The 20330-nt window shown below is 64.3% G+C and carries 22 protein-coding genes; 14 read left to right on the forward strand and 8 right to left on the reverse strand.

The genetic code is table 11. The annotated features are described in order from the left end of the window. Positions 1-32: 32 nt before the first annotated feature. From topA to rpmG, 5 genes are all read left to right on the forward strand, one after another. Complete coding sequence (gene topA / locus AAA969_RS07690; protein WP_338245293.1) at positions 33-2666, forward strand: type I DNA topoisomerase; 2634 nt, start codon at positions 33-35, stop codon at positions 2664-2666. Between the two features lie 5 nt (positions 2667-2671). Then, positions 2672-4936 (forward strand): ribonuclease R, encoded by a 2265-nt coding sequence (rnr, locus tag AAA969_RS07695; RefSeq protein WP_338245295.1) that lies wholly within the window; start codon positions 2672-2674, stop codon positions 4934-4936. Continuing rightward, complete coding sequence (locus tag AAA969_RS07700) at positions 4933-5613, forward strand: NUDIX hydrolase (RefSeq protein WP_338245297.1); 681 nt, start codon at positions 4933-4935, stop codon at positions 5611-5613. The genes rnr and AAA969_RS07700 overlap by 4 nt, the downstream gene beginning before the upstream one ends. A gap of 228 nt (positions 5614-5841) precedes the next feature. Beyond that, entirely contained in the window at positions 5842-7002 is a 1161-nt protein-coding gene (locus tag AAA969_RS07705) for an MFS transporter (protein ID WP_338245299.1), read from the forward strand. Positions 7003-7110: 108 nt separating this feature from the next. Continuing rightward, the gene (rpmG, locus tag AAA969_RS07710) at positions 7111-7278 is read left to right on the forward strand and encodes a 50S ribosomal protein L33 (RefSeq protein ID WP_011643217.1); all 168 of its coding nucleotides are present in this window, start codon (positions 7111-7113) and stop codon (positions 7276-7278) included. Positions 7279-7327: 49 nt separating this feature from the next. Here the strand turns inward: rpmG and AAA969_RS07715 are convergent, their stop codons facing one another. Both AAA969_RS07715 and AAA969_RS07720 read right to left on the reverse strand, forming a co-directional pair. Further along, positions 7328-8692, reverse strand: coding sequence for a PleD family two-component system response regulator (locus AAA969_RS07715; RefSeq protein WP_338245303.1), 1365 nt, complete (start codon positions 8690-8692; stop codon positions 7328-7330). A 12-nt stretch (positions 8693-8704) separates the two neighbouring features. Beyond that, on the reverse strand, positions 8705-9070 hold the full coding sequence (locus tag AAA969_RS07720) for a response regulator (protein ID WP_143743039.1): 366 nt from the start codon (positions 9068-9070) through the stop codon (positions 8705-8707). A 192-nt stretch (positions 9071-9262) separates the two neighbouring features. Between AAA969_RS07720 and AAA969_RS07725 the strand changes: the two genes are divergently transcribed. Then, on the forward strand, positions 9263-10183 hold the full coding sequence (locus AAA969_RS07725) for an ROK family protein (RefSeq protein ID WP_338245306.1): 921 nt from the start codon (positions 9263-9265) through the stop codon (positions 10181-10183). Further along, positions 10180-11469, forward strand: a complete 1290-nt coding sequence (locus AAA969_RS07730) for a DNA polymerase IV (RefSeq protein ID WP_338245308.1) — start codon at positions 10180-10182, stop codon at positions 11467-11469. Before AAA969_RS07725 ends, AAA969_RS07730 begins: the two co-directional genes overlap by 4 nt. Here AAA969_RS07730 and AAA969_RS07735 read toward each other — a convergent pair. Continuing rightward, complete coding sequence (locus AAA969_RS07735) at positions 11429-12307, reverse strand: alpha/beta hydrolase family protein (RefSeq protein ID WP_338245310.1); 879 nt, start codon at positions 12305-12307, stop codon at positions 11429-11431. The two genes, AAA969_RS07730 and AAA969_RS07735, sit on opposite strands and share 41 nt — an antisense overlap. Before the next feature lie 104 nt (positions 12308-12411). On the opposite strand from AAA969_RS07735, the gene AAA969_RS07740 reads away from it, so the two are divergent. Further along, positions 12412-12873, forward strand: a complete 462-nt coding sequence (locus AAA969_RS07740; protein ID WP_338245312.1) for a RidA family protein — start codon at positions 12412-12414, stop codon at positions 12871-12873. 10 nt (positions 12874-12883) lie between these two features. On the opposite strand, the gene AAA969_RS07745 is transcribed toward AAA969_RS07740, so the two are convergent. Next, positions 12884-13453 carry a manganese efflux pump MntP family protein gene (locus AAA969_RS07745; protein ID WP_338245314.1) on the reverse strand — a complete coding sequence of 190 codons (570 nt, stop codon included), beginning with the start codon at positions 13451-13453 and terminating at the stop codon, positions 12884-12886. A 151-nt stretch (positions 13454-13604) separates the two neighbouring features. Here AAA969_RS07745 and AAA969_RS07750 point away from each other — a divergent pair, with 151 nt between their 5' ends. Together AAA969_RS07750 and AAA969_RS07755 are read left to right on the forward strand one after the other, a co-directional pair. Continuing rightward, entirely contained in the window at positions 13605-14348 is a 744-nt protein-coding gene (locus AAA969_RS07750; RefSeq protein WP_338245316.1) for a thioredoxin domain-containing protein, read from the forward strand. A gap of 152 nt (positions 14349-14500) precedes the next feature. Next, a complete protein-coding gene (locus AAA969_RS07755; RefSeq protein ID WP_338245318.1) occupies positions 14501-15262 on the forward strand; it encodes an ion channel in 762 nt (253 codons plus the stop codon). A gap of 53 nt (positions 15263-15315) precedes the next feature. Here the strand turns inward: AAA969_RS07755 and AAA969_RS07760 are convergent, their stop codons facing one another. Together AAA969_RS07760 and thiS are read right to left on the reverse strand one after the other, a co-directional pair. After that, positions 15316-16107, reverse strand: coding sequence for a thiazole synthase (locus AAA969_RS07760; RefSeq protein ID WP_338245320.1), 792 nt, complete (start codon positions 16105-16107; stop codon positions 15316-15318). A 13-nt stretch (positions 16108-16120) separates the two neighbouring features. Beyond that, on the reverse strand, positions 16121-16321 hold the full coding sequence (thiS, locus tag AAA969_RS07765; protein WP_425325045.1) for a sulfur carrier protein ThiS: 201 nt from the start codon (positions 16319-16321) through the stop codon (positions 16121-16123). A 76-nt stretch (positions 16322-16397) separates the two neighbouring features. Here thiS and aroQ point away from each other — a divergent pair, with 76 nt between their 5' ends. The 4 genes from aroQ to aat are packed head-to-tail and all read left to right on the forward strand — an operon-like array spanning position 16398 to position 19394. Further along, complete coding sequence (gene aroQ / locus AAA969_RS07770; protein WP_338245324.1) at positions 16398-16838, forward strand: type II 3-dehydroquinate dehydratase; 441 nt, start codon at positions 16398-16400, stop codon at positions 16836-16838. A gap of 21 nt (positions 16839-16859) precedes the next feature. Further along, entirely contained in the window at positions 16860-17336 is a 477-nt protein-coding gene (accB, locus tag AAA969_RS07775; RefSeq protein ID WP_338245325.1) for an acetyl-CoA carboxylase biotin carboxyl carrier protein, read from the forward strand. Between the two features lie 25 nt (positions 17337-17361). After that, positions 17362-18708 (forward strand): acetyl-CoA carboxylase biotin carboxylase subunit, encoded by a 1347-nt coding sequence (gene accC, locus AAA969_RS07780; RefSeq protein ID WP_338245327.1) that lies wholly within the window; start codon positions 17362-17364, stop codon positions 18706-18708. A 35-nt stretch (positions 18709-18743) separates the two neighbouring features. After that, positions 18744-19394 carry a leucyl/phenylalanyl-tRNA--protein transferase gene (gene aat / locus AAA969_RS07785; RefSeq protein WP_338245329.1) on the forward strand — a complete coding sequence of 217 codons (651 nt, stop codon included), beginning with the start codon at positions 18744-18746 and terminating at the stop codon, positions 19392-19394. On the opposite strand, the gene AAA969_RS07790 is transcribed toward aat, so the two are convergent. Continuing rightward, positions 19361-19840 (reverse strand): DUF2155 domain-containing protein, encoded by a 480-nt coding sequence (locus AAA969_RS07790; RefSeq protein WP_338245331.1) that lies wholly within the window; start codon positions 19838-19840, stop codon positions 19361-19363. The genes aat and AAA969_RS07790 overlap by 34 nt on opposite strands. Positions 19841-19882: 42 nt before the next feature. After that, positions 19883-20299 carry an NADH:ubiquinone oxidoreductase subunit NDUFA12 gene (locus tag AAA969_RS07795; protein ID WP_338245333.1) on the reverse strand — a complete coding sequence of 139 codons (417 nt, stop codon included), beginning with the start codon at positions 20297-20299 and terminating at the stop codon, positions 19883-19885. Positions 20300-20330: the final 31 nt, after the last annotated feature.

Here is a 20330-nt window from a genome sequence, read left to right on the forward strand (position 1 = left end):
GGTCCCTGCCTCATGTCTGGAACCAAGCACCGATGAATGTTGTCGTCGTAGAATCCCCGGCCAAAGCCAAAACCATCAACAAGTATCTCGGGTCCGACTACACGGTTCTGGCAAGCTTCGGGCATGTCCGCGACCTGCCCGCCAAGGACGGTTCGGTGAAACCGGACGAGGATTTCGCGATGGCCTGGGAGGTCGATACCGCCTCGGCCAAGCGGGTCAAGGCGATTGCCGACGCCCTGCGCGACTCGGACCGCCTCATCCTCGCGACTGACCCGGATCGCGAAGGCGAAGCCATTTCCTGGCACTTGCTGGAAGCGCTGCAAAAGCGCCGCGTGCTCAAGAATGTCACCGTCCAGCGGGTTGCCTTCAACGCCATTACAAAGCCGGCCATCCTGGAAGCCATGGCGCATCCGCGTGCCGTCGACATGGAGCTGGTCAACGCCTACCTGGCCCGCCGCGCGCTCGACTATCTGGTCGGCTTCACCCTGTCGCCGGTGCTGTGGCGCAAGCTGCCCGGATCGCGGTCCGCCGGACGGGTCCAGTCGGTTGCCCTGCGCCTGATCTGTGATCGCGAACTGGATATCGAAAAGTTTCGGTCGGAGGAATACTGGACAGTCGATGCCGATCTGACAGCCAATTCGGATACATTCCGGGCCAAGCTGGTCACGCTCGACGGCAAGAAGCTGCAGAAGCTCTCGATCAAGGACCGCGCAAGCGCCAACGCCGCTGTCGAGGCGATCAAGTCTGCCCATCTCACCATTACCGGCGTCGAAGCCAAGCCGGCCAAGCGCAACCCGCCGCCGCCCTTCACCACCTCGACCCTGCAGCAGGAAGCGGCGCGCAAGCTGGGCTTCTCGGCCACGCGCACCATGCAAACCGCGCAGAAGCTCTATGAAGGTGTCACTATTGGCGGCGAGACCACCGGTCTCATTACCTATATGCGAACCGACGGTGTCTCGATGGTTGGTGAGGCCATCAGCCAGGCTCGCGACGTGATCGCCAAGGAGCATGGCGCGCTCTACGTCCCGTCGGCACCGCGCATGTATTCGACCAAGGCCAAGAATGCCCAGGAAGCGCACGAGGCGATCCGCCCGACCAGCTTCTCGCGCCTGCCCGAGAAACTGTCACTCGACCAGGACATGGCCCGCCTCTACCAGCTGATCTGGCGCCGCGCCGTGGCCAGCCAGATGGAAAGTGCGCGCTTCGAGCGCACGACGGTGGATATCGCCACACAGGACAACAAGACCGCCCTGCGCGCGGTCGGCACTGTCCAGCTGTTCGACGGCTTCCTGGCGCTCTACCAGGAAGGGCGTGACGATGAAGAGGATGAAGGCGAGAACCGTCTGCCCAAGCTGAGCCAGGGCGCCGCGGCAAAGGTTGCCAAGACGCACGCCGACCAGCACTTCACCCAGCCGCCCCCGCGTTTCACCGAAGCCTCGCTGGTCAAACGCATGGAAGAGCTCGGCATCGGCCGCCCCTCGACGTACGCCTCGACCCTGCAGGTGTTGCGCGATCGCGACTATGTCCAGATGGACAAGAACCGTTTCCACCCGCTCGACAAGGGCCGCGTGGTAATCGCCTTCCTTGAGAACTTCTTTGCCCGCTATGTGGAGTATGACTTCACGGCGGCCCTGGAAGGCCAGCTCGACAAGGTTTCAGCCGGCGAGCTCGACTGGAAACAGCTGCTGCGCGACTTCTGGACCGACTTCCGTGCCGCCGTCGATGATATTGGCGAGCTGCGCATTACCAACGTACTCGACGCGCTCAACGAAGCGCTCGCCCCGCACATCTTCCCGGACAAGGAAGACGGCACCGATCCGCGGCTTTGCCCGTCTTGCGGCGAGGGCAAATTGAGCCTGCGCCTCGGCAAGTTCGGCGCTTTCCTGGGCTGCTCCAACCACCCGGATTGTTCCTTCACGCGGCAGATGAGCCCGCCGGGCGATGATGATGTCCAGGGCGATCGCGTGATCGTGGTGCACCCGGAGACCGGCAAGGATGTCGAGCTGAAGAATGGCCGCTTTGGCTGGTATCTGCAGATGCAGCTCGATGGCGAGGACAAGCCCAAGCGCTCGTCCATTCCCAAGGGCTGGGACGCGGCCACCCTGACGGAAGAGCAGGCGATTCAGCTGATCGACTTGCCCCGCACCGTCGGCGATCACCCGGATGACGGTCAGCCGATTACTGCCAATATCGGCCGCTACGGCCCCTATGTTCATCACGACAAGACCTATGCCAATATTCCCAATGTCGAGGACGTTTTCGAGATTGGCGTCAATCGCGCGGTTGCGGTGATTGCTGACAAGCGCGCCAATGGCGGTCGCCGCGGCGGCACGGCAACGGCACTCAAGGAACTCGGCGAGCATGACGGCAAGCCGGTCCGGATCATGTCCGGTCGCTATGGCCCCTATGTGAAGTACGAGAAGGTCAATGCGACCCTGCCCAAGGATACCGATCCGGAAAGCGTGACCCTGGAACAAGCGATGGAATGGGTCGAGGCCAAGGCGGCCAAGGGCGGCAAGAAGAAAGCCCCGGCCAAGAAGAAGCCGGCGGCGAAGAAGACAACGGCGGCCAAGAAGACAACGGCCAAAAAACCGGCAGCGAAAAAACCCGCGGCGAAGAAGACCGCCACGAAGAAACCGGCCGCAAGCGCCTCCGGATCGGAGTAGGCGCGATGGCCGGCGAGACAGAGTTTGATGCCGGCCTGACCCGCGAGGCAGTCATTGAGGCGGTCCGTGCGGGCGGCGGCGAGTATGGCAAGCGGGAGCTCGCCCGTGAGCTGGCGCTGAAGGGCAGCGATGCCAAGCGTGCCCTGAAGGACGCGTTGATCGCGCTGACCGAGGACGGCTCGATTACCCGCTCCAACGGCAAGACCTATGCCCTGCCCGGCGCCCTGCCGTCGGTTACCGTCGTCGAAATCACCGGACGCGACAATGATGGCGAGCTGCTGGCCGAACCGGTCCGCCGTGACCGCCAGGCACCGCTGATCCGCCTCGCCCCCGGTGAAGGCGCCGGCGGCAAGGGCACACCGGCCATCGGTATCGGCGACAAGGCCCTCGTCCGGGTCGCCTTGCAGGAGGATGGCAGCTACGAGGCCCGCCTTATCAAGAAGCTGGGCCAAAGCGCCCACAAGCTGCTTTGCGTCCTGCGGAAGCCCCAATCCGGTCCCTTCCGCCTGCAGCCGGTCGACCGACGTACGCGCCACGAACTGGTCCCTGCCAAGGGCGAGGCCGAGAAGGCCCGCGATGGCGATCTTGTCCTGTGCCAGATCGCCAGCGAACGCCGTCACGGTCTGAAAACCGCCGAGATCATCGAGGTCATCGGCGACGCCAATGGTCCCGGTGCCGGCAGCATCATCGCGCTCTATTCCCACGGTGTTCCGCAAGGCTTTTCCGAAGCCGAACAGCGCGAGGCGGACCAGGCCGCCCCCGCCACGCAAGGCAAGCGCGAAGACCTCCGTCCCCTGCCCCTGATTACCATCGACCCGGATGATGCCAAGGACCATGACGACGCCGTCTGGGCCGCGGCCGACGAGGATCCGAAAAACCCCGGCGGCTGGCAGGTCATCGTCGCGATTGCTGATGTCGCCGCCTATGTGACGCCCGGCGGGGCGCTGGACCGCGGCGCGTTCAAGCGCGGCAATTCCGTTTATCTGCCTGATCGCGTCGTACCGATGCTGCCCGAGCGCTTGTCCAATGACCTGTGCTCCCTGCGCGAGAAGGAGGACCGCCCGTGCCTCGCCGTGCGCATGGTTTTCGACAAGTCCGGCAACAAGCGCTCGCACCGCTTCCTGCGGGGCTGGATGCGCTCGGCCGCAAAACTCTCCTACACCCAGGCCCAGGCGGCCATTGACGGGCAGGATGGCGGTCCCGCCAATGCCCTGCTCGAAACCGTCCTGAAACCCCTCTGGGGCGCCTATTTTGCCGCCCGCGAGGCGCGCAATCGCCGCGAACCGCTGGAGATCGACGCGCCGGAGCGCCGGGTCCGTGTCGGCGCTGACGGCAAGGTGCTCGGAGTCGAGACCCGGCAGCGTTTCGATGCCCACAAGCTGATCGAAGAATTCATGATCCAGGCCAATGTCTGCGCCGCAGAGACCCTGGAAGACAAGCGCACCCCGCTTATCTATCGAGTCCACGAACAGCCCTCGCGCGAGAAAATCGATGCGCTGGCCGACTTCCTGCCTACCGTCGGCCTGAAATGGACCCGCGGCGACAAGGTCGAGACCGGTCGCTTCAACCAGCTCCTCAAGCAGGCGCAGACCTCCGAGCATTGTGCGACGATCAACGAGGTCGTGCTGCGCAGCCAATCCCAGGCGATCTACGACACCCAGAATCTGGGCCATTTCGGCCTCCACCTGCAGCGCTATGCGCACTTCACCTCGCCGATCCGCCGCTATGCCGACCTCACTGTCCACCGCGCCCTGATCCGCGCCCTCAACCTGGGCAATGACGGGCAAAGCGACGAGGAGCGCAGCCGGCTCAATGTCATCGCAGAGGACATCACCCATTCCGAACGCCGCGCCATGGCCGCCGAGCGCGACGCCGTTGATCGCTTCATTGCGGCCTATCTCGCCGACAAGGTTGGTGCCGAATTTGATGGCCGGATTACCGGGGTGACCCGTTTTGGCTGTTTCGTCCGCCTCAACGAGACCGGCGCGGACGGGCTGGTGCCGATCTCCCGCCTTGGCGAGGAACGTTTCGAGCATGACGAGCGCGCGCATGCGCTGGTCGGCCTGCAGACCGGCTCGCGCTTCCGTCTCGGCATGGCGGTGAGCGTGCGGATCGACGAGGCCACGCCGGTTACCGGAGGGCTCTTGCTCGACATGCTGACCGAGCCGGAAAAGGGCGAGCGCCCCAATCGCCGCAATCGCGGCCGCACGGGCGGCCCGCCCAATGGCAAGCGCTCGGGACGTCCCTGGAAGAAGGGGCGGCGCGGGTGACAGACGAAAACTATCGCAAGGACCTGCAGCCGATGCGGCCGCGTCTCGCCGCATCGCTCATCCTGACCCGGCGCGAAGGCGATCGGGTCGACGTATTGATGGGACGACGCTCGTCCAAACACGTCTTCATGCCGAACAAATATGTCTTTCCCGGCGGACGGGTCGACCGCGCCGACAGCACGGCCCCGCTGGCCCGCGATCTCGACGAGAGCGTGCTCGGCATCATGACCCGCTGCATGGCCACCAGCCGGGCCCGCGCGGCGGCGGCAGCCGCCGTCCGCGAAACGGCGGAGGAGACCGGCCTGCTGATCGCCCGCGAGGCTGCCGTGACGAGCCGTCACACCAACTGGACCCCTTTCCGGGAAGCTGGCGCCGCGCCCGATCTTGCGCCGCTCAAGCTGATCACCCGCGCCATCACCCCGCCCGGCCGCACGCGCCGCTTCGACACCTGGTTCTTCACCACCGACGCCTCCGCCCTGCTCGACGACCGCAAGCCGACCCCGAGCGACGAGCTCGAGGATGTGCAATGGGTCGCCCTCGCCGATGCGCGCGACCTGGACTTGCCCTTCGTGACCCATTTCGTGCTCGACGAACTCAAGCGCGTCCAGCCGCCAGCGCCGCAGCATCCGCGCTGCATGAGGGCGGTGCGCGGCAAGATGGTGGTCGAGGCGCTGTGAGATGGGGGGGGCCGGCTTCGACCTTTTGCGCGGAACCTTCTCGATTGTTTCCCTCATCCGCACAGCTATCACATTCGGGATCGGAGGCTTGGCTTTCGGCCTGCTCATGAAGGCGTGGATGATGCGCAAGCTCAAACAGGCGGCCTCCAGTGACGCCACAGATGACGACAGCCCGCCGCCTGCCACCTGAACAAGACGCCCGGTCCGGCCGACGCTATAGCTCGCAGCATGACCAATCCGCTGACCGATCCCCGCCTCGCCAATAACCGCTCCCTGCTGGCGGCGATCTGCTGTGCAGCGGTGTGCGGGATCGTGTTCGGCCTGTCGATGCCACTGGTGTCCTTGCGTCTGGAGATGATGACCTCGTCCGGGCTGATTGTCGGGTTGAACGGAGCTGCAGCCGCTGTCTCCACCCTTGTGATGGCTCCGATTGTCCCTCGCCTGCTATCGCTGGTTCCGGGCCGCGTGCTGATCGTCATCAGCCTGATCCTGGCTGGTGCGCTGCACGCCCTCTTCCCGGTCTTCGAGAGCGTCCCGGCCTGGTTTGTCCTGCGCTTTGTGATGGGCTGCTTCATGACCGTGGTCTTCGTAGTTTCGGAAACCTGGATCAACCAGATCGCCACCCCCCTGAGGCGCGCCACCATCCTCGGAATCTACGGCACCGTCCTGTCGGGCGGATTCGGAATCGGTGCCTTCCTGTTCGGACAGCTCGGCACAGGCGGCAATGCCGGCTTTTATGCCGGAGGCCTGATCTTCCTGATCGGCGCGATCCCGATCATCCTGCTGCAGGGCCCCGCAGCCCAGGCGCCCGGCAAGGACGAAGCGTCGCCGCGCGCCATCTGGGGCGCCGCAAGCCTTGCACCGGCTGCGATCGGCGCGGCGCTGGCCTTCGGGGCGCTGGAAACCGTTCTCTTCTCCCTGGCCCCGGTCTATGGCGACCGGCTCGCGCTCACCGATGGCGGCATCTCCCTGATCGCCATGGCCGCGGCAGCCGGCGCCCTGACGTTCCAGATCCCGCTGGGCTGGATTGCCGACCGGACCGACCGCCGCGACGCGTTGAAATGGATCGCCACGATCGCGGCCGTTACGCCCCTCGCCATCTGGGCCGTCGGTGACTTCCTCCCGGGCATGATGATGCTGTTCTTCATCCAGGCCGGTGTGGCCAGTGGACTCTATACGGTCGGCCTCGCCCTGGTTGGCGAGCGATTTTCCGGCGGGGCGATCGCGGCGGCCAATGCGGCCTTTATCTTTGCCTACGGAACCGGCTCCCTGATCGGCCCACCAGCGTCGGGAACCGCGATGGATGTGGTCGGACCGCACGGGCTGATGATCGTCATGTCCGTGATCGCGGCGATCTATGCAGCGCTGGTCTGGAAACGTGCATCATAAACAGCCGGGGGCAGTTGACAGCGGCGCTGCCGTGCGTATGTTCGCGCGCTCTCGCGTCGGCATGGGGCCGAATGCGCGCACACTCAAAGCACCAGGACATTTAGAGCCATGGCGAAGCCGACAACCATCAAAATCCGCCTGAACTCCACGGCTGGTACGGGTTACTTCTACGTCACGAAGAAGAATGCGCGCACCATGACCGAGAAGCTCGTGCTGAAGAAGTACGACCCGGTCGCCCGCAAGCACGTCGATTTCAAGGAAGCGAAAATCAAGTAGGACGGTTTTCCCGTCTGAACGGTTTATTCCGCTCGACCCAAGAGTTCTGTCAGGCCGCGGCGTTGTCCGCGGCCTGAACTTGATTCCGGCCGGCATTCTTGGCGGCATAGAGCGCCTCGTCGGCCCGCCGCAGCAGCCCGTCGAGGCTCTCGCCGCGACGCGCCTGGGCCACGCCGATGCTGACGGTCACCGGAACGCGTGACCCGTCCCGCAGCGCGAAACCGGAGCCGGCGACGCTGGACCGCAAGCGCTCGGCAGCGATCTGCGCTTCGGCCATGCCAGCGCCCGGCATCACCACGACAAATTCCTCGCCACCATATCGCGCTGCCAGATCGAGGGCCCGCAAACCGGTCAGGAGGCGGGCTGCAAAATCGCGCAGGACACTGTCACCGGCCTCATGGCCATGCGTGTCATTGATCGACTTGAAGTGATCGATATCGGCCAGAAGCAGCGACACAGGCGCCCCGCCATTATTGGCGCTGTCGATCGCCTGGCGCAGGCGGGAGGAGATATAGCGACGATTGTGCAGGCCGGTCAGCGGATCCGTGACCGCCAGCTCCATTCCCTCGTCGAGATGCGAGCGCAGCCGGTCGGCATAGCGCTTGCGGCGCAGCTGGGTCCTCGACCGCGCGGCCAGCTCGCCGGCATCAACAGGACGGTGAATGATGTCGTTCACGCCCAGATCCAGCGCGCGGACCGCGTGCTGCACGTCATCGGGGCGGACAATGGCGAGGATCGGCAATTGCCGGGTCGCGGCATCCGAGCGAACACGGGCGCACAGGCGCAGCCCGTCATATTCCGCCGAGGTCAGATCAACAATCAGCAGGTCGGCCCTGTCACGGGCGGCAGCAATCGCCTCGCCCGGTTCATGCACTTCGCGAACCGTGACCCGGGCCGGCATGGCGCCCGCATAACGGGCCGTCGCGCGCGGATCAGCGCTGACAATGACCACGCGCGACGCGCTGTCGACATCATCCTGGATATCGCCGGACAAGCCCGACATGGCCGAGCTGGATTCGCGATAGCGCAACTCGTCGAGCACCGCCTTCAGGCGCAGCAGGCTGCGCACCCGGGCGAACATCGTGACGTCGTCGATCGGCTTGGTCAGGAAATCATCGGCACCGGCCTCGAGCCCGCGAATGCGGTCCTCGCGCTGATCGAGCGCGGTCACCATCACCACCGGAATATGCCGCGTCGCCGGATCATCCTTGAGCCGCGAACAGGTCTCATAGCCGTCCATGAGCGGCATCATCACGTCAAGCAGGATGAGATCGGGCTGTTCCGCCTTGGCCACCGTAATGGCCTCCTGGCCATTGGTCGCGGTGCAGACATCGAAATACTCGGCCTGAAGACGTGCCTCAAGCAGCCGGACATTGGCGGCCTGGTCATCAACGACGAGAATACGCGCACTCATCGGAGCCGTCCCCTAGTCGAGAAACTGACGAACCGTCTCGATGAAGGTCGCGACCGTGATCGGCTTGGACAGATAGGCTTCGCAACCGCCTTCGCGAATGCGTTCCTCGTCGCCTTTCATGGCGAAGGCCGTGACGGCCACGACCGGGATGGCGGACAGGCTGTCATCATCCTTGAGCCACTTGGTGACCTCAAGCCCGGACACCTCGGGAAGCTGGATATCCATGAGGATCAGGTCCGGCGTGTGTTCGCGGGCCATCTCGAGCGCCTTGAAACCGTCCTTGGTCTGCAAGGTCTCATAGCCATGAGCCTCGAGCAGATCATTGAACAGCTTCATGTTCAGCTCGTTATCTTCGACAATCAGGACCTTTTTGGGCATGACCTGCAGCATGTCGGTGACGCGCTTCCCGTTGTTTGCACGTATTTTATCGTGCTTGTTGAACCCCGCTGACACTAAACCCGACTTTCCTTAACCAACCATGAGTCAGAGGCCACTTTTCGAGCCTCATGGAACAAGATAAGAACAAAAAGGGCCAAAAAAAGTATAGCCCGAACGGCAAGGGACAACAGGATGAATCGAATTGGCATCGACCTCGGTGGCACCAAGATCGAAGCCAGGCTCTATGCGCCCGATGGCGCGGAGCGCGCCCGTCAGCGCGTACCGACGCCGCGGAGCCTTGAGGGTACGATCAACGCGATCGCGCGTCTGGTCGAGGACCTTGAAGCTGCCCACGGTGCCTCCCGCGTCGGGCTCGCACACCCCGGTTCGATCAGCCCGGTGACCGGCCTGATGCGCAACGCCAATTCGGTCTGGCTCAATGATCGTCCCCTCCGCGATGATTTGTCGGCCCGCCTCGAGCGTCCGGTCCGCAGCGCCAATGACGCCAATTGTTTTGCTCTTTCAGAAGCCCGTGACGGCGCAGGCCGGGACGGTAATGTCGTATTCGGTGTCATTCTCGGCACCGGCGTCGGCGGCGGGCTGGTGGTCGGCGGCCGGCTTGTCGAGGGCTGTCAGGGCATTGCCGGTGAATGGGGGCACAACCCCCTGCCCTGGCCACAGGCGAACGAACTCGACCCGCCGGCCTGCTGGTGCGGCAAGCGCGGCTGCCTCGAAACCTGGCTGTCTGGCCCGGGGCTGGCGGCCTGTCACGCCCGGAGCCATGGCGGTGCGCTGAGCGGAGAAGCCATCTTCGCGGCGGCAGCGGCGGGGGACAAGGCGGCGCTGGACAGCGTCGCCCGTCACAGCGACCAGCTCGCCCGCGGCCTGGCGAGTGTCATCAACATCCTCGATCCGGACATCATTGTACTGGGCGGTGGCGTGTCCAACGCCGATGGCCTGCCAGAGCGGATCATGACGGCTCTGCCGGCTTATCTCTTCTCGGATGTCTGCCGCACCCGCATCGTGCGACATCAACATGGCGATGCCTCCGGTGTGAGGGGCGCGGCCTGGCTGTGGCCGGCCGACGAGACCGAGGATCAGGACCAGGCGTGAGCGAACCGGGGTATTGCCGCGCCTGTCTGACAGCACTGCCCGAACAGGCCGATGCCTGCCCGGCCTGTGGCAGCCACCGCCTGCTGCGGCATGCCGAACTCAATACCCTGTCGATCGCCCATATCGATTGTGACGCCTTCTTCGCGGCGGTCGAGAAGCGCGACAATCCCGGGCTTGAGGACAAGCCGGTCATCATTGGTGGCCGACAACGCGGTGTGGTCTCGACCTGCTGCTATATCGCCCGGCTCTACGGGGTCCACTCGGCGATGCCGATGTTCAAGGCGTTGCAGGCCTGTCCCGATGCCCTGGTGATCAGCCCCGACCATGGCAAGTATACCGCCGAGGGTTATCGCATCCGCGACATGATGAAGGACATCACGCCCCTGGTCGAACCGCTGTCGATCGATGAAGCCTTTCTCGACCTGACCGGTACCGCCCGCCTTCATGGCGCCCCGCCTGCGCTGACCCTGCTGCGCCTGCAGCGGCGCATCGAGGACACGGTCGGGATCACCGTCTCGGTCGGCCTGTCCTTCAACAAATTTCTCGCCAAGACCGCCTCGGACCTCGACAAGCCGAACGGGTTTGCGGTGATCGGCGAAGCCGAAGCGCTCGATTTCCTGGCCCCGCGCCCCGTACGCTCGATCTATGGCGTCGGTCCGGCCTTTGCCGCCAGGCTGGAGCGCGATGGCATCCGCACCCTTTCTGATATCCGCCGGCAGGGCGACAAGCGCATGGCCGATCGCTATGGCGATATGGGTTATCACCTGTCGCGCCTGTCGCGCGGCGAGGACCGGCGCAAGGTCTCTCCGGAACGCGAACGCAAGAGCGTGTCGGCCGAGACGACCTTCAATGCCGACCATGACGACCGCGAAACACTGGAAAAACACCTCTGGCGCCTGAGTGTCCGGGTCGCTGACCAGATGAAAGCCAAGGGCGTGTCCGGCCAGGTCGTGACGCTGAAGCTCAAGACCTCGGACTTTCGCGCCCGCACCCGGCGCCGCACCCTGAACGAACCCAGCCAGCTCGCCGACTCCCTGTTCCGGGTCGGCCAGCAGCTGCTGGCGCCGGAGGTCGACGGGACCCGCTTTCGCCTGCTCGGGATCGGGTTCTCCAGCCTGCGGGATGCGGTCGGCGATGCTGGCGACCTGTTGGACCCGCAAGCGATTCGCCGGGCCACGGCCGAGCGGGCGATGGACAAGGCCCGCCAGAAATTCGGCAGTGATGCGGTGGTCAAGGGCCGCGGCCTCAGCGCGAAGCCGAAGCCGAAACCTGATCAAACCAGTTGAAGACCTGCGGCCAGAACGCGGCCGCCTGTTTCTTGAAAGCCCCGTGGTGCTCGACGCGCGTGGCACCGATCTCGGCTGGCGACAGACGGACGTGTTCGGACGGGGCATTGGGATAAAGCGTGAGCAGGTCCTCGGCAGAGCGCCGCGTACAGAGCCGGTCATCGCTGAAGCTCCAGGACCGGATCGGTGCGGTGATCGCGTCGAAATGATGGGGCTCGAGCTGATCGAGGTAATGCCCGAGATAGTCCGGTTTCGAGGCCCATTGGCGCCATTGCAGGAAGATGTCTCGGGGAAGCGCCGTACCACCCCAGAGACCACCCGCCGGGATATAACCTTTCAGGGCGAGGCAAGCGGGTCCGTACAGGAGCCAGAACAGGAGCGCCGACGGCTGGTAGCTCACTTCATGGGCGCGCCAGTAGCCGGTCCCGACCGTGATGAAGGCATGAGCCGCGACCGCTCCAGCATTGTCGGCAAAGCCGGGAAGATGTCCGCCAACCGAATGGCCGACGGCATAGAGTGGCTTGCCCGGCGCCAGCGCAGCCGCGCGGTCGAGCGCGGCGGCGTGATCGAGACGCCCCCAGTCCACGATATCCGCCTTGAACCCGCGCATGGCCCTGGGAGCCGACCCGCCGATCCCGCGATAATCATAGATCAGGCAGGCATGGCCCGCCTCGGCCCCCGTCAGGGCGAGCCGGCGATAGAGTCCCATGGGAAAGCCGGTTCCCGACGAGATCAGCACCGCTGCGCGCGGGTTGTCCGGCGCAATGATCCGGCCACACAGGACACAACCGTCGCGGGCCTCGAATCGGATCTCGTCTTCATGGATCATCGTCATCATCAACGCACCATGCCGGATGACGCGCACGTCAAGTCAAGCGCGCAGATTGCATGCGGCCGATACGCCGCTAATCTCCGCGCCAGCATCACAGACTGGAGCCTGACATGTCCGCCATCGACACCCGCCTCGCCGAGCTTGGAATCACCCTGCCGGAACCGGTTGCCCCGGTCGCCAATTACGTGCCCTTCGTGCAGAGCGGCAACCAGGTCTTCATCTCCGGCCAGGTCTCGATCGGAGCGGACGGGCTGGTCTCGGGAACGCTCGGCCGGGATATGGATATCGAGGCCGGACAGGCCGCTGCACGCCTGTGTGCCATCAACCTGATCGCCCAGCTGCGAGTCGCCTGCGGCGGTGACCTGTCGCGGCTCAAACGCGTGGTCAAGCTCGGCGGCTTCGTGGCCGCGGTGCCGGGCTTCACCGACATTCCCAAGGTGATCAATGGCTGTTCCGACCTGATGGTCGAGGTGTTCGGCGACGCCGGACGTCATGCCCGCTCGGCCGTGTCCTGCCCGGTGCTGCCGCTCGGGGCGGCAGTCGAGGTCGACGGCGTCTTCGAGATCGCCTGAGGCGGCGACCTCAGCCGGCCATTGTGTGGCTGACAAAGATCGACACGCCCAGCGCGATCAGAACAAGCCCCCCGGCAATCTCGGCATAGCCGCCGAAGCGGGCACCAAGTCGCGGGCCGATCAGATAGCCGAGCGCTGACAGGACGAAGGAGGTCACGCCGATCAGCAGGGCGGACCAGGCCGGTCCTCCTGCCAGCGCGATTGCGACACCGACGGCCGCCGAGTCGATACTGGTTCCGATCGCCGTGATGACCGTCGACAGTACGGAGCGGCGGGCGCCCTCACCGTCCGTCTCCTCCTCGCCATCCTCGCGCCAGCCATTCAACACCATGCGGCCGCCGATAAAGCCCAGCAGCACAAGGGCGATCCAGTGATCAACGGCGATGATGAGGCTGGCCATGACCAGGGCCAGCGTCCAGCCGGCCAGGCACATCAGGCCCTCGGCAAGGCCGAACACCGCGCCGACCCGGAGGGCCGTCGCAAGATGCGGCTGACGCTCGGCGCTGCCGCGGGCCAGGGCCGCCGCAAAGGCGTCCGTCGATAGCGACAGGCTGGTCAGGAAGAGCGCGATTGGTGACATCGGCGCTGGATAAACAGACAGCCCCGATATCACAAGCCACCATTCCGGTGTCACGGATCGACCCCGAACACGCGGATTTTACAGCCGTCGGTCTCGCAACCCTTTCGGGGCTGGGCTAGACAGGTCCTCAAACATGGGAGGGGTCACCCTGATGCATCGCTTTTTCGCCATTCTCGCGGCTTCTGTCGTGCTTCTCGGCTGCCAGCAGCCGGCTGCTTCGGCTCAGCTTTCGCAAGCGGACCAGGACGAAGTCCGTCAGATCGTGCGCGATTATATTCTCGAGAATCCCGAGATCATCGAGGAGGCCCTGATCGAGCTGCAGCGCCGGGCCCGGGCCCGCGAGATGCAGTCGGTCTACGACGCCCTGGCGGCCAATAGTGATGCCATCTTCAACGACCCGCGCGATCCGCGCATCGGTCCGGACAATCCGGACGTCGTGATCGTCGAGTTCATGGACTACAAGTGCTCCTACTGCCGGGTGGCAGCGGCCTGGGTCGAAGGCGTTCAGGAGGAATACGGCGACCGCGTCCAGATCCTCTACAAGGAGTATCCGATCCTCGGCGATGATTCGACGGAAGCCGCCGTTGCCGCGCTCGCCGCGCTGCGCCAGGGCGAAGACATCTATGCCGCCTTCCACCTCGCCATGATCCGCTCATCGGGTCCGCTGCCCTCTGCCCGCATCGACCAGCTGGCGACCGTCTCCGGCGTCGATGTCGCGCGCATGCGCGCCGATATGGAAGATCCGGAAATAATGGCCCACATCAACCAGGTCCGCTCGCTCGGCCGGGCGCTGAACGTGACCGGCACGCCCTTCTTCATCGTCGATGGCGTGGTTATCCCCGGAGCCAACGAGATGGCGCTCGACCAGGCTCTCGCCGAAGCCCTGCGCGACTGATCAACAGCGCGCAGCCCGGAGCCCTTGGACAAGACCTGACAGACAAGCGTCGTGACGGCCACCGGTTTCGTGCCGCCTGATCCGCCATAACCGTGGCCATGGCTCGCCACTTGAGCGCCATGGCCTACTTCGCCGAAAGGGGAGGCCAATCCGTGCTGTCCAGGATCAAAGACCTCTACGAAGCCGAGACCACTGCTGCCCACCGCTTCCGCTACGGGCTGCTGGCCTTCGATATCGCCGCCACGCTCTATGTTGTGGCGACGTCTTTCTTCACCCGGTCGGAGACGATCGAGATCACGGACATGGTGCTCGGCACGGTGATCCTCGCGGACTTCATCGCCCGACTGGCGATCGAGACCGAGCGCCGCAGGCATTTCCTGCGCCTGGCGACCTGGGCCGACATCATTGCCATCATCTCCTTCCTCGCCCCGATTGCCGGGGAAGGTCTCGGCTTCCTGCGCATCCTGCGAACCTTGCGCCTTCTTCACAGCTATCAATTGCTGAAGCGCCTGCGCACAGACCTGTCCTATTTCCGCCGCCATGAGGAAGTCCTGCTGGCGGCGCTCAACCTGATGGTCTTCCTGTTCGTCACCACCGGCCTGATCTACGCGCTGCAATACGGCCGGAATGACGACATCCGAAATTATGCCGACGCCTTCTATTTCACGGTCACCACACTGACGACGACCGGCTTTGGCGACATCACGCTGGAAGGCACGAGCGGCCGCCTGCTTTCGGTCGGGGTGATGATTGTCGGGGTGACACTGTTCCTGCGCTTGGCCCAGGTCCTGTTTCGGCCGTCCAAGGTGAGGCAAGAGTGCCAGAGCTGCGGGCTTCTGCTGCACGATGCCGACGCCGTGCACTGCAAGCACTGCGGCGAGATCATCCGCATCAAGACCGAGGGCAGCGCCTGACGCCGCCGCCCCCGCACGCGCCCGCACGAGGGCTCAGGTCAGGTCAGATCAGATCAGATCAGACCCGATAACGGGCTGGACGGGTCCGCATAGCGCTTCTTGGGCATGCGCCCGGCGAGATAGCTCTCACGGCCGGCAATGACCGCATGACGCATCGCCCGGGCCATGCGGATCGGGTCCTTGGCCTCGGCAATGGCGGTATTCATCAGCACACCGTCACAGCCCAGCTCCATTGCCACAGTGGCGTCCGAGGCCGTGCCGACGCCGGCATCGACGATGACCGGCACCTTGGTCTGCTCGATGATGAGACGGATATTGACCGGATTCTGGATCCCGAGGCCGGAGCCGATCGGGGCGCCCAGCGGCATGATCGCGCAACAGCCCATATCCTCGAGCTTGCGGGCGAAGACCGGATCGTCCGAGCAATAGACCATGACATCAAAGCCGTCCTTGATCAGCATCTCGGCGGCACGGAGCGTCTCGGTCATGTCCGGATAGAGATGTTTGGGGTCGGACAGGACTTCCAGCTTCACCAGGTTCCAACCGCCCGCTTCACGGGCCAGGCGCAGCGTGCGCACCGCGTCTTCACCGGTGAAGCAGCCCGCCGTGTTGGGCAGGAAGGTGTGGTCGTCCGGCGAGATGAAATCGACCAGACGGGGCTCATCCGGATTGGACAGGTTCACCCGGCGAATCGCCACGGTGATCATCTCGGCTCCCGAAGCCACCAGCGCCTCGGCGTTCTGCGCATAGGTCGCGTACTTGCCCGTGCCGATGATCAGGCGCGAGTTGAAGGTGCGGCCGGCGACGACAAGCGGCTTGTCCTCGACCATAGCCTTTGCGGTCATTGCATCATCCATCTCATCCACCTCCGACAAACGCGACAATCTCGATCCGGTCGCCATCGGCGAGCGCGGTCTGGGCATAACCAGAACGCGGCACGATGGCCAGATTGCGCTCGACCGCAATCTTGCGACCGTCGAGGCCGAGGATCGTGACCAGGTCACTCACACATGTTCCGGGCTCGACCTGTCGGCCTTCCCCATTGACTGTCAGCTGCAGCATGGTCTTCGCTGGCCTTTCGTTGAGTCCCTCGTTAGACCCGTGGTAAATCCCGTTACGGATGCAAAGCAAGGCCATGACCCGACCCATTCACATCCTCAATGGTCCGAACCTCAATCTTCTGGGCGCGCGCGAGCCGGAAATCTACGGCGCACTCACCCTGGGCGAGATTGAACAGGCTTGCGCGGCACATGCGCGTGACTTGGGGTTCGACATCGTCTTTCGGCAGTCCAATCATGAAGGCGAGCTGATTGACTGGCTGCATGACGCAAACGTCAATGCGAGTGCAGTTGTTTTCAACCCGGCTGCATTTACCCATACATCGGTCGCTTTGCATGACGCCGTTCGCGCTATAGAACCTCCCGTCATCGAAGTTCACTTGAGTCAGACTGCAGCACGCGAAGCCTTCCGGCATCATTCTTACATCGCCCCTGCGGCGCGTGGATCGATTACCGGTCTCGGGCTGCAGAGTTATCTTCTGGGCATCACCGCCGCTGTCTCCTGTCTCGGCAACTGACGGAACCAAAGGTCTTACATCATGAGTTCTGATTCCCGATCCAGCTCCCCGATCAGCGCCGATCTCGTTCGCGAGCTCGCCGACATCCTTCGTGACACCGACCTGTCGGAAATCGAAGTCGAACGCGGTGACTTGCGTCTGAAGATTGCGCGTCAGGTCACGGCAGCGCCGGTCGTGCATGCGGTCGCCGCTCCGGCCCCGGCTGCAGCCCCGGCCGCTGCGCCGGCTGTGACGGCTGCGGCGCCGGCCGCGCCGGCCGACAATCCGGACGCCGTCAAATCGCCGATGGTGGGCACGGCCTACCTGAAGCCGAACCCGGATGCGTCTGACTTCGTGAAGGTCGGCGATCAGGTGAAGAAGGGCGATACCATCCTGCTGATCGAAGCGATGAAAACCTTCAACCCGATTACCGCGGAGAAATCCGGGACGGTGACGGAAGTCCTCGTCGCGGATGGCCAGCCGGTGGAATACGGCGAACCCCTCTTCGTCCTGTCCTGACGCGACCAGCAAGGCGAGCGACGACATGTTCGACAAGATCCTGATCGCCAATCGCGGCGAAATTGCCCTTCGCGTTCACCGCGCCTGCCGGGAGATGGGCATCCGCACGGTTGCGGTGCATTCCGAGGCCGACGCCAACGCCATGCATGTGCGCCTGGCCGATGAGAGCGTCTGTATCGGACCACCGCCGGCCAACAAGTCCTACCTCAACATCCCGGCCATCATCACGGCTGCCGAAGTGACCGGCGCCCAGGCGATCCACCCAGGTTATGGCTTCCTGTCGGAAAATGCCCGTTTCGCCGAGATCGTCGAAGCGCACGGCCTCGCCTTCATTGGCCCGACGCCGGCGCACATCCGCATGATGGGCGACAAGATCACCGCCAAACAGGCGGTCATGGATGCCGGCATTCCGGTCGTTCCGGGCTCCGAGGGCGGCGTCGAGACCTACGAGGACGCGGTCCCGATTGCCGAGTCCATTGGCTACCCGGTTCTGATCAAGGCGGCCTCGGGCGGCGGTGGTCGCGGCATGAAGGTTGCCGAGACAGCCGAAAAGCTCAAGGAAGCCATGGAAACGGCCTCGGCCGAAGCATTGGCGGCCTTCGGTGACGGCACCGTCTATATCGAGAAATATCTCGGTCGGCCGCGCCATATCGAGATCCAGATACTCGCCGACACGCATGGCAATGTGGTGCATCTGGGTGAGCGCGATTGCTCCCTGCAACGGCGCCACCAGAAGATCCTCGAGGAAGCCCCTTCACCGGCCCTCAATGACGAAGACCGCAAGAAGATCGGTGAGGTTGTCCGCAAGGCGATCGAGGCGATCGGCTATCGCGGCGTCGGGACCATCGAATTCCTGTGGGAGAACGGGGAATTCTATTTCATCGAGATGAATACCCGCCTGCAGGTCGAACACCCGGTCACCGAAATGATCACCGGCATCGACCTGGTGCGCGAGCAGATCCGCGTCGCCGACGGTCAGCCGCTCGATATCAAGCAGAGCGACGTCAAGTTTGACGGCTGGGCGATCGAGTGCCGGATCAATGCCGAGAACGCCCGGACATTTGCGCCGTCACCCGGCCTGGTCACGGACTTTCACGCGCCCGGCGGCCTTGGTGTCCGCCTCGATTCCGCCCTTTATGCCGGCTATGCCATCCCGCCTTACTATGACAGCTTGATCGGCAAGCTGATCGTCCACGGTCGGACCCGTCACGAGGCGCTTCTGCGCCTGCGCCGGGCCCTGGAGGAAATGGTGGTTGGCGGTGTGCAGACCACGATCCCGATCTTCCTCGAATTGCTTGAGGAACCGGATTTCGTGAGCGGCAATTATCACATCCGCTGGCTGGAAGACTGGTTGGCAAGCCGCGAGGACTGATCCCGCCCGCCAGCCAGCCGGAAGCAGGAGTTGGCATGCGCGGCTTCGGCCCACAGGAATTGCTCAACTGCTATGCGCGCGGTGTCTTCCCGATGGCGGAAGGCCGTGACGATCCGCGCATATACCTGCTCGATCCGGACGAGCGCGGCATCATCCCGCTCGATGATTTCCATGCCTCACGCAGTCTGCGCAAAGCCGTGCGTCAGGACCTGTACCGGGTCACCGTGAACCAGGCGTTTGAGGCCGTGGTCGAGGGCTGCGCAAAGCCCGCTCCGGGCCGCGAGGAGACCTGGATCAATGAGGCGATCATCCGCCTTTATTCAAGCCTGCACGAGGCTGGCTACGCCCATTCGGTGGAGTGCTGGTCCGGCGCCGATCTCGTCGGCGGCCTGTATGGGGTATCACTCGGGGCGGCGTTCTTCGGCGAGAGCATGTTTTCGCGTCGCCGCGATGCCTCCAAGATCGCGCTGGTCCATTTGATCGCGCGGCTGCGGGCCGGCGGCTACAGTCTGCTGGATACGCAATTCACCACCGAACACTTGGAAAGCCTCGGGGCCATCACGATCCCGCGCAGCGCCTATCGCGAGCGCCTCGCCGATGCCCTGATTTTCGAGGCCGACTTCGATGCCCTGCCGGAAAACGTCTCCGGCCGTCAGGCCCTGCAGTCGATCACCCAGACATCATAGACCGCATGTTCGAGCGGGTTCTGGGCCGGGCGCGATGCGAACATCCAGCCTGAAAAGATCTGCTCACCCTCGACATCGACACCAAAGCCGTCGGTCCGGCGATCATTGATCTGCAGGAAAGCATAGGTTTCCGGCGTCTCTTCCGGCGGGCGCTTGCGGCAGTATTGCGCGGTGATCGACAGCGCGCCGAACTGCACCGTGTCGCCGATGGCGACCTCGAAGTCGCGCGTGCGGGCGGTCACCTTGTCGAGCCCGCGCAGCACGACGATGCTGCCCGGCTGCGAGGACAGCGGACCGCGCTCTGCCGTGTTGTCGGGATCATCCCGGCGCAGGAGATCAGAAGTCTCGTCCGCAGACACAGACGAGCCGGAACCCGTGCTGTCCTGCGCCCAAACGGGGGCAGCCAGACCGAGCGCAACAATCAAGGCAAGTATGGAAGTTTTCATGGCAGCCACCCTGTCGCGGGATTGTGACGCGGTAAAGGCGAATTATGCCTCGTCCGGAGACCAGGCCTCGTAATCGCCCGTTGTCGACTGGCGACGGTCGCTGACGGCAAGCGAGCCGGTCGGGCGATAGGCGTGGACGGTGCCGGTGAGATTGGGATGGTGATCCTTCTCCCAGGACTGGCGGAAGAGCGGCGCGTCTGTGGGCACCTCGTCAAAGGTGTGGTGCAGCCAGCCATGCCAGTCGGACGGGACCCGCGAGGCGTCGGCATAGCCCTTGTAGATAACCCAACGGCGCTTCTGGCCCTGGCCATCCGGTCCGGTCTCGCCGGCTTCCTCGAAATAGCGATTGCCATATTCGTCCGAGCCAACCTGCTTGGCGCCGCGCATGCGCAGCGTCAGGAAGGTTCCCGGCGTGGCGTCTTTCCACCACACAAACAGCTTTGAGATCAGTCCGAACATTGTCAGCGGCTCCGAGTCGGTCGAGGCAGGC

Source organism: Maricaulis maris, from assembly GCF_036322705.1.
Lineage (GTDB): Bacteria > Pseudomonadota > Alphaproteobacteria > Caulobacterales > Maricaulaceae > Maricaulis > Maricaulis maris_B.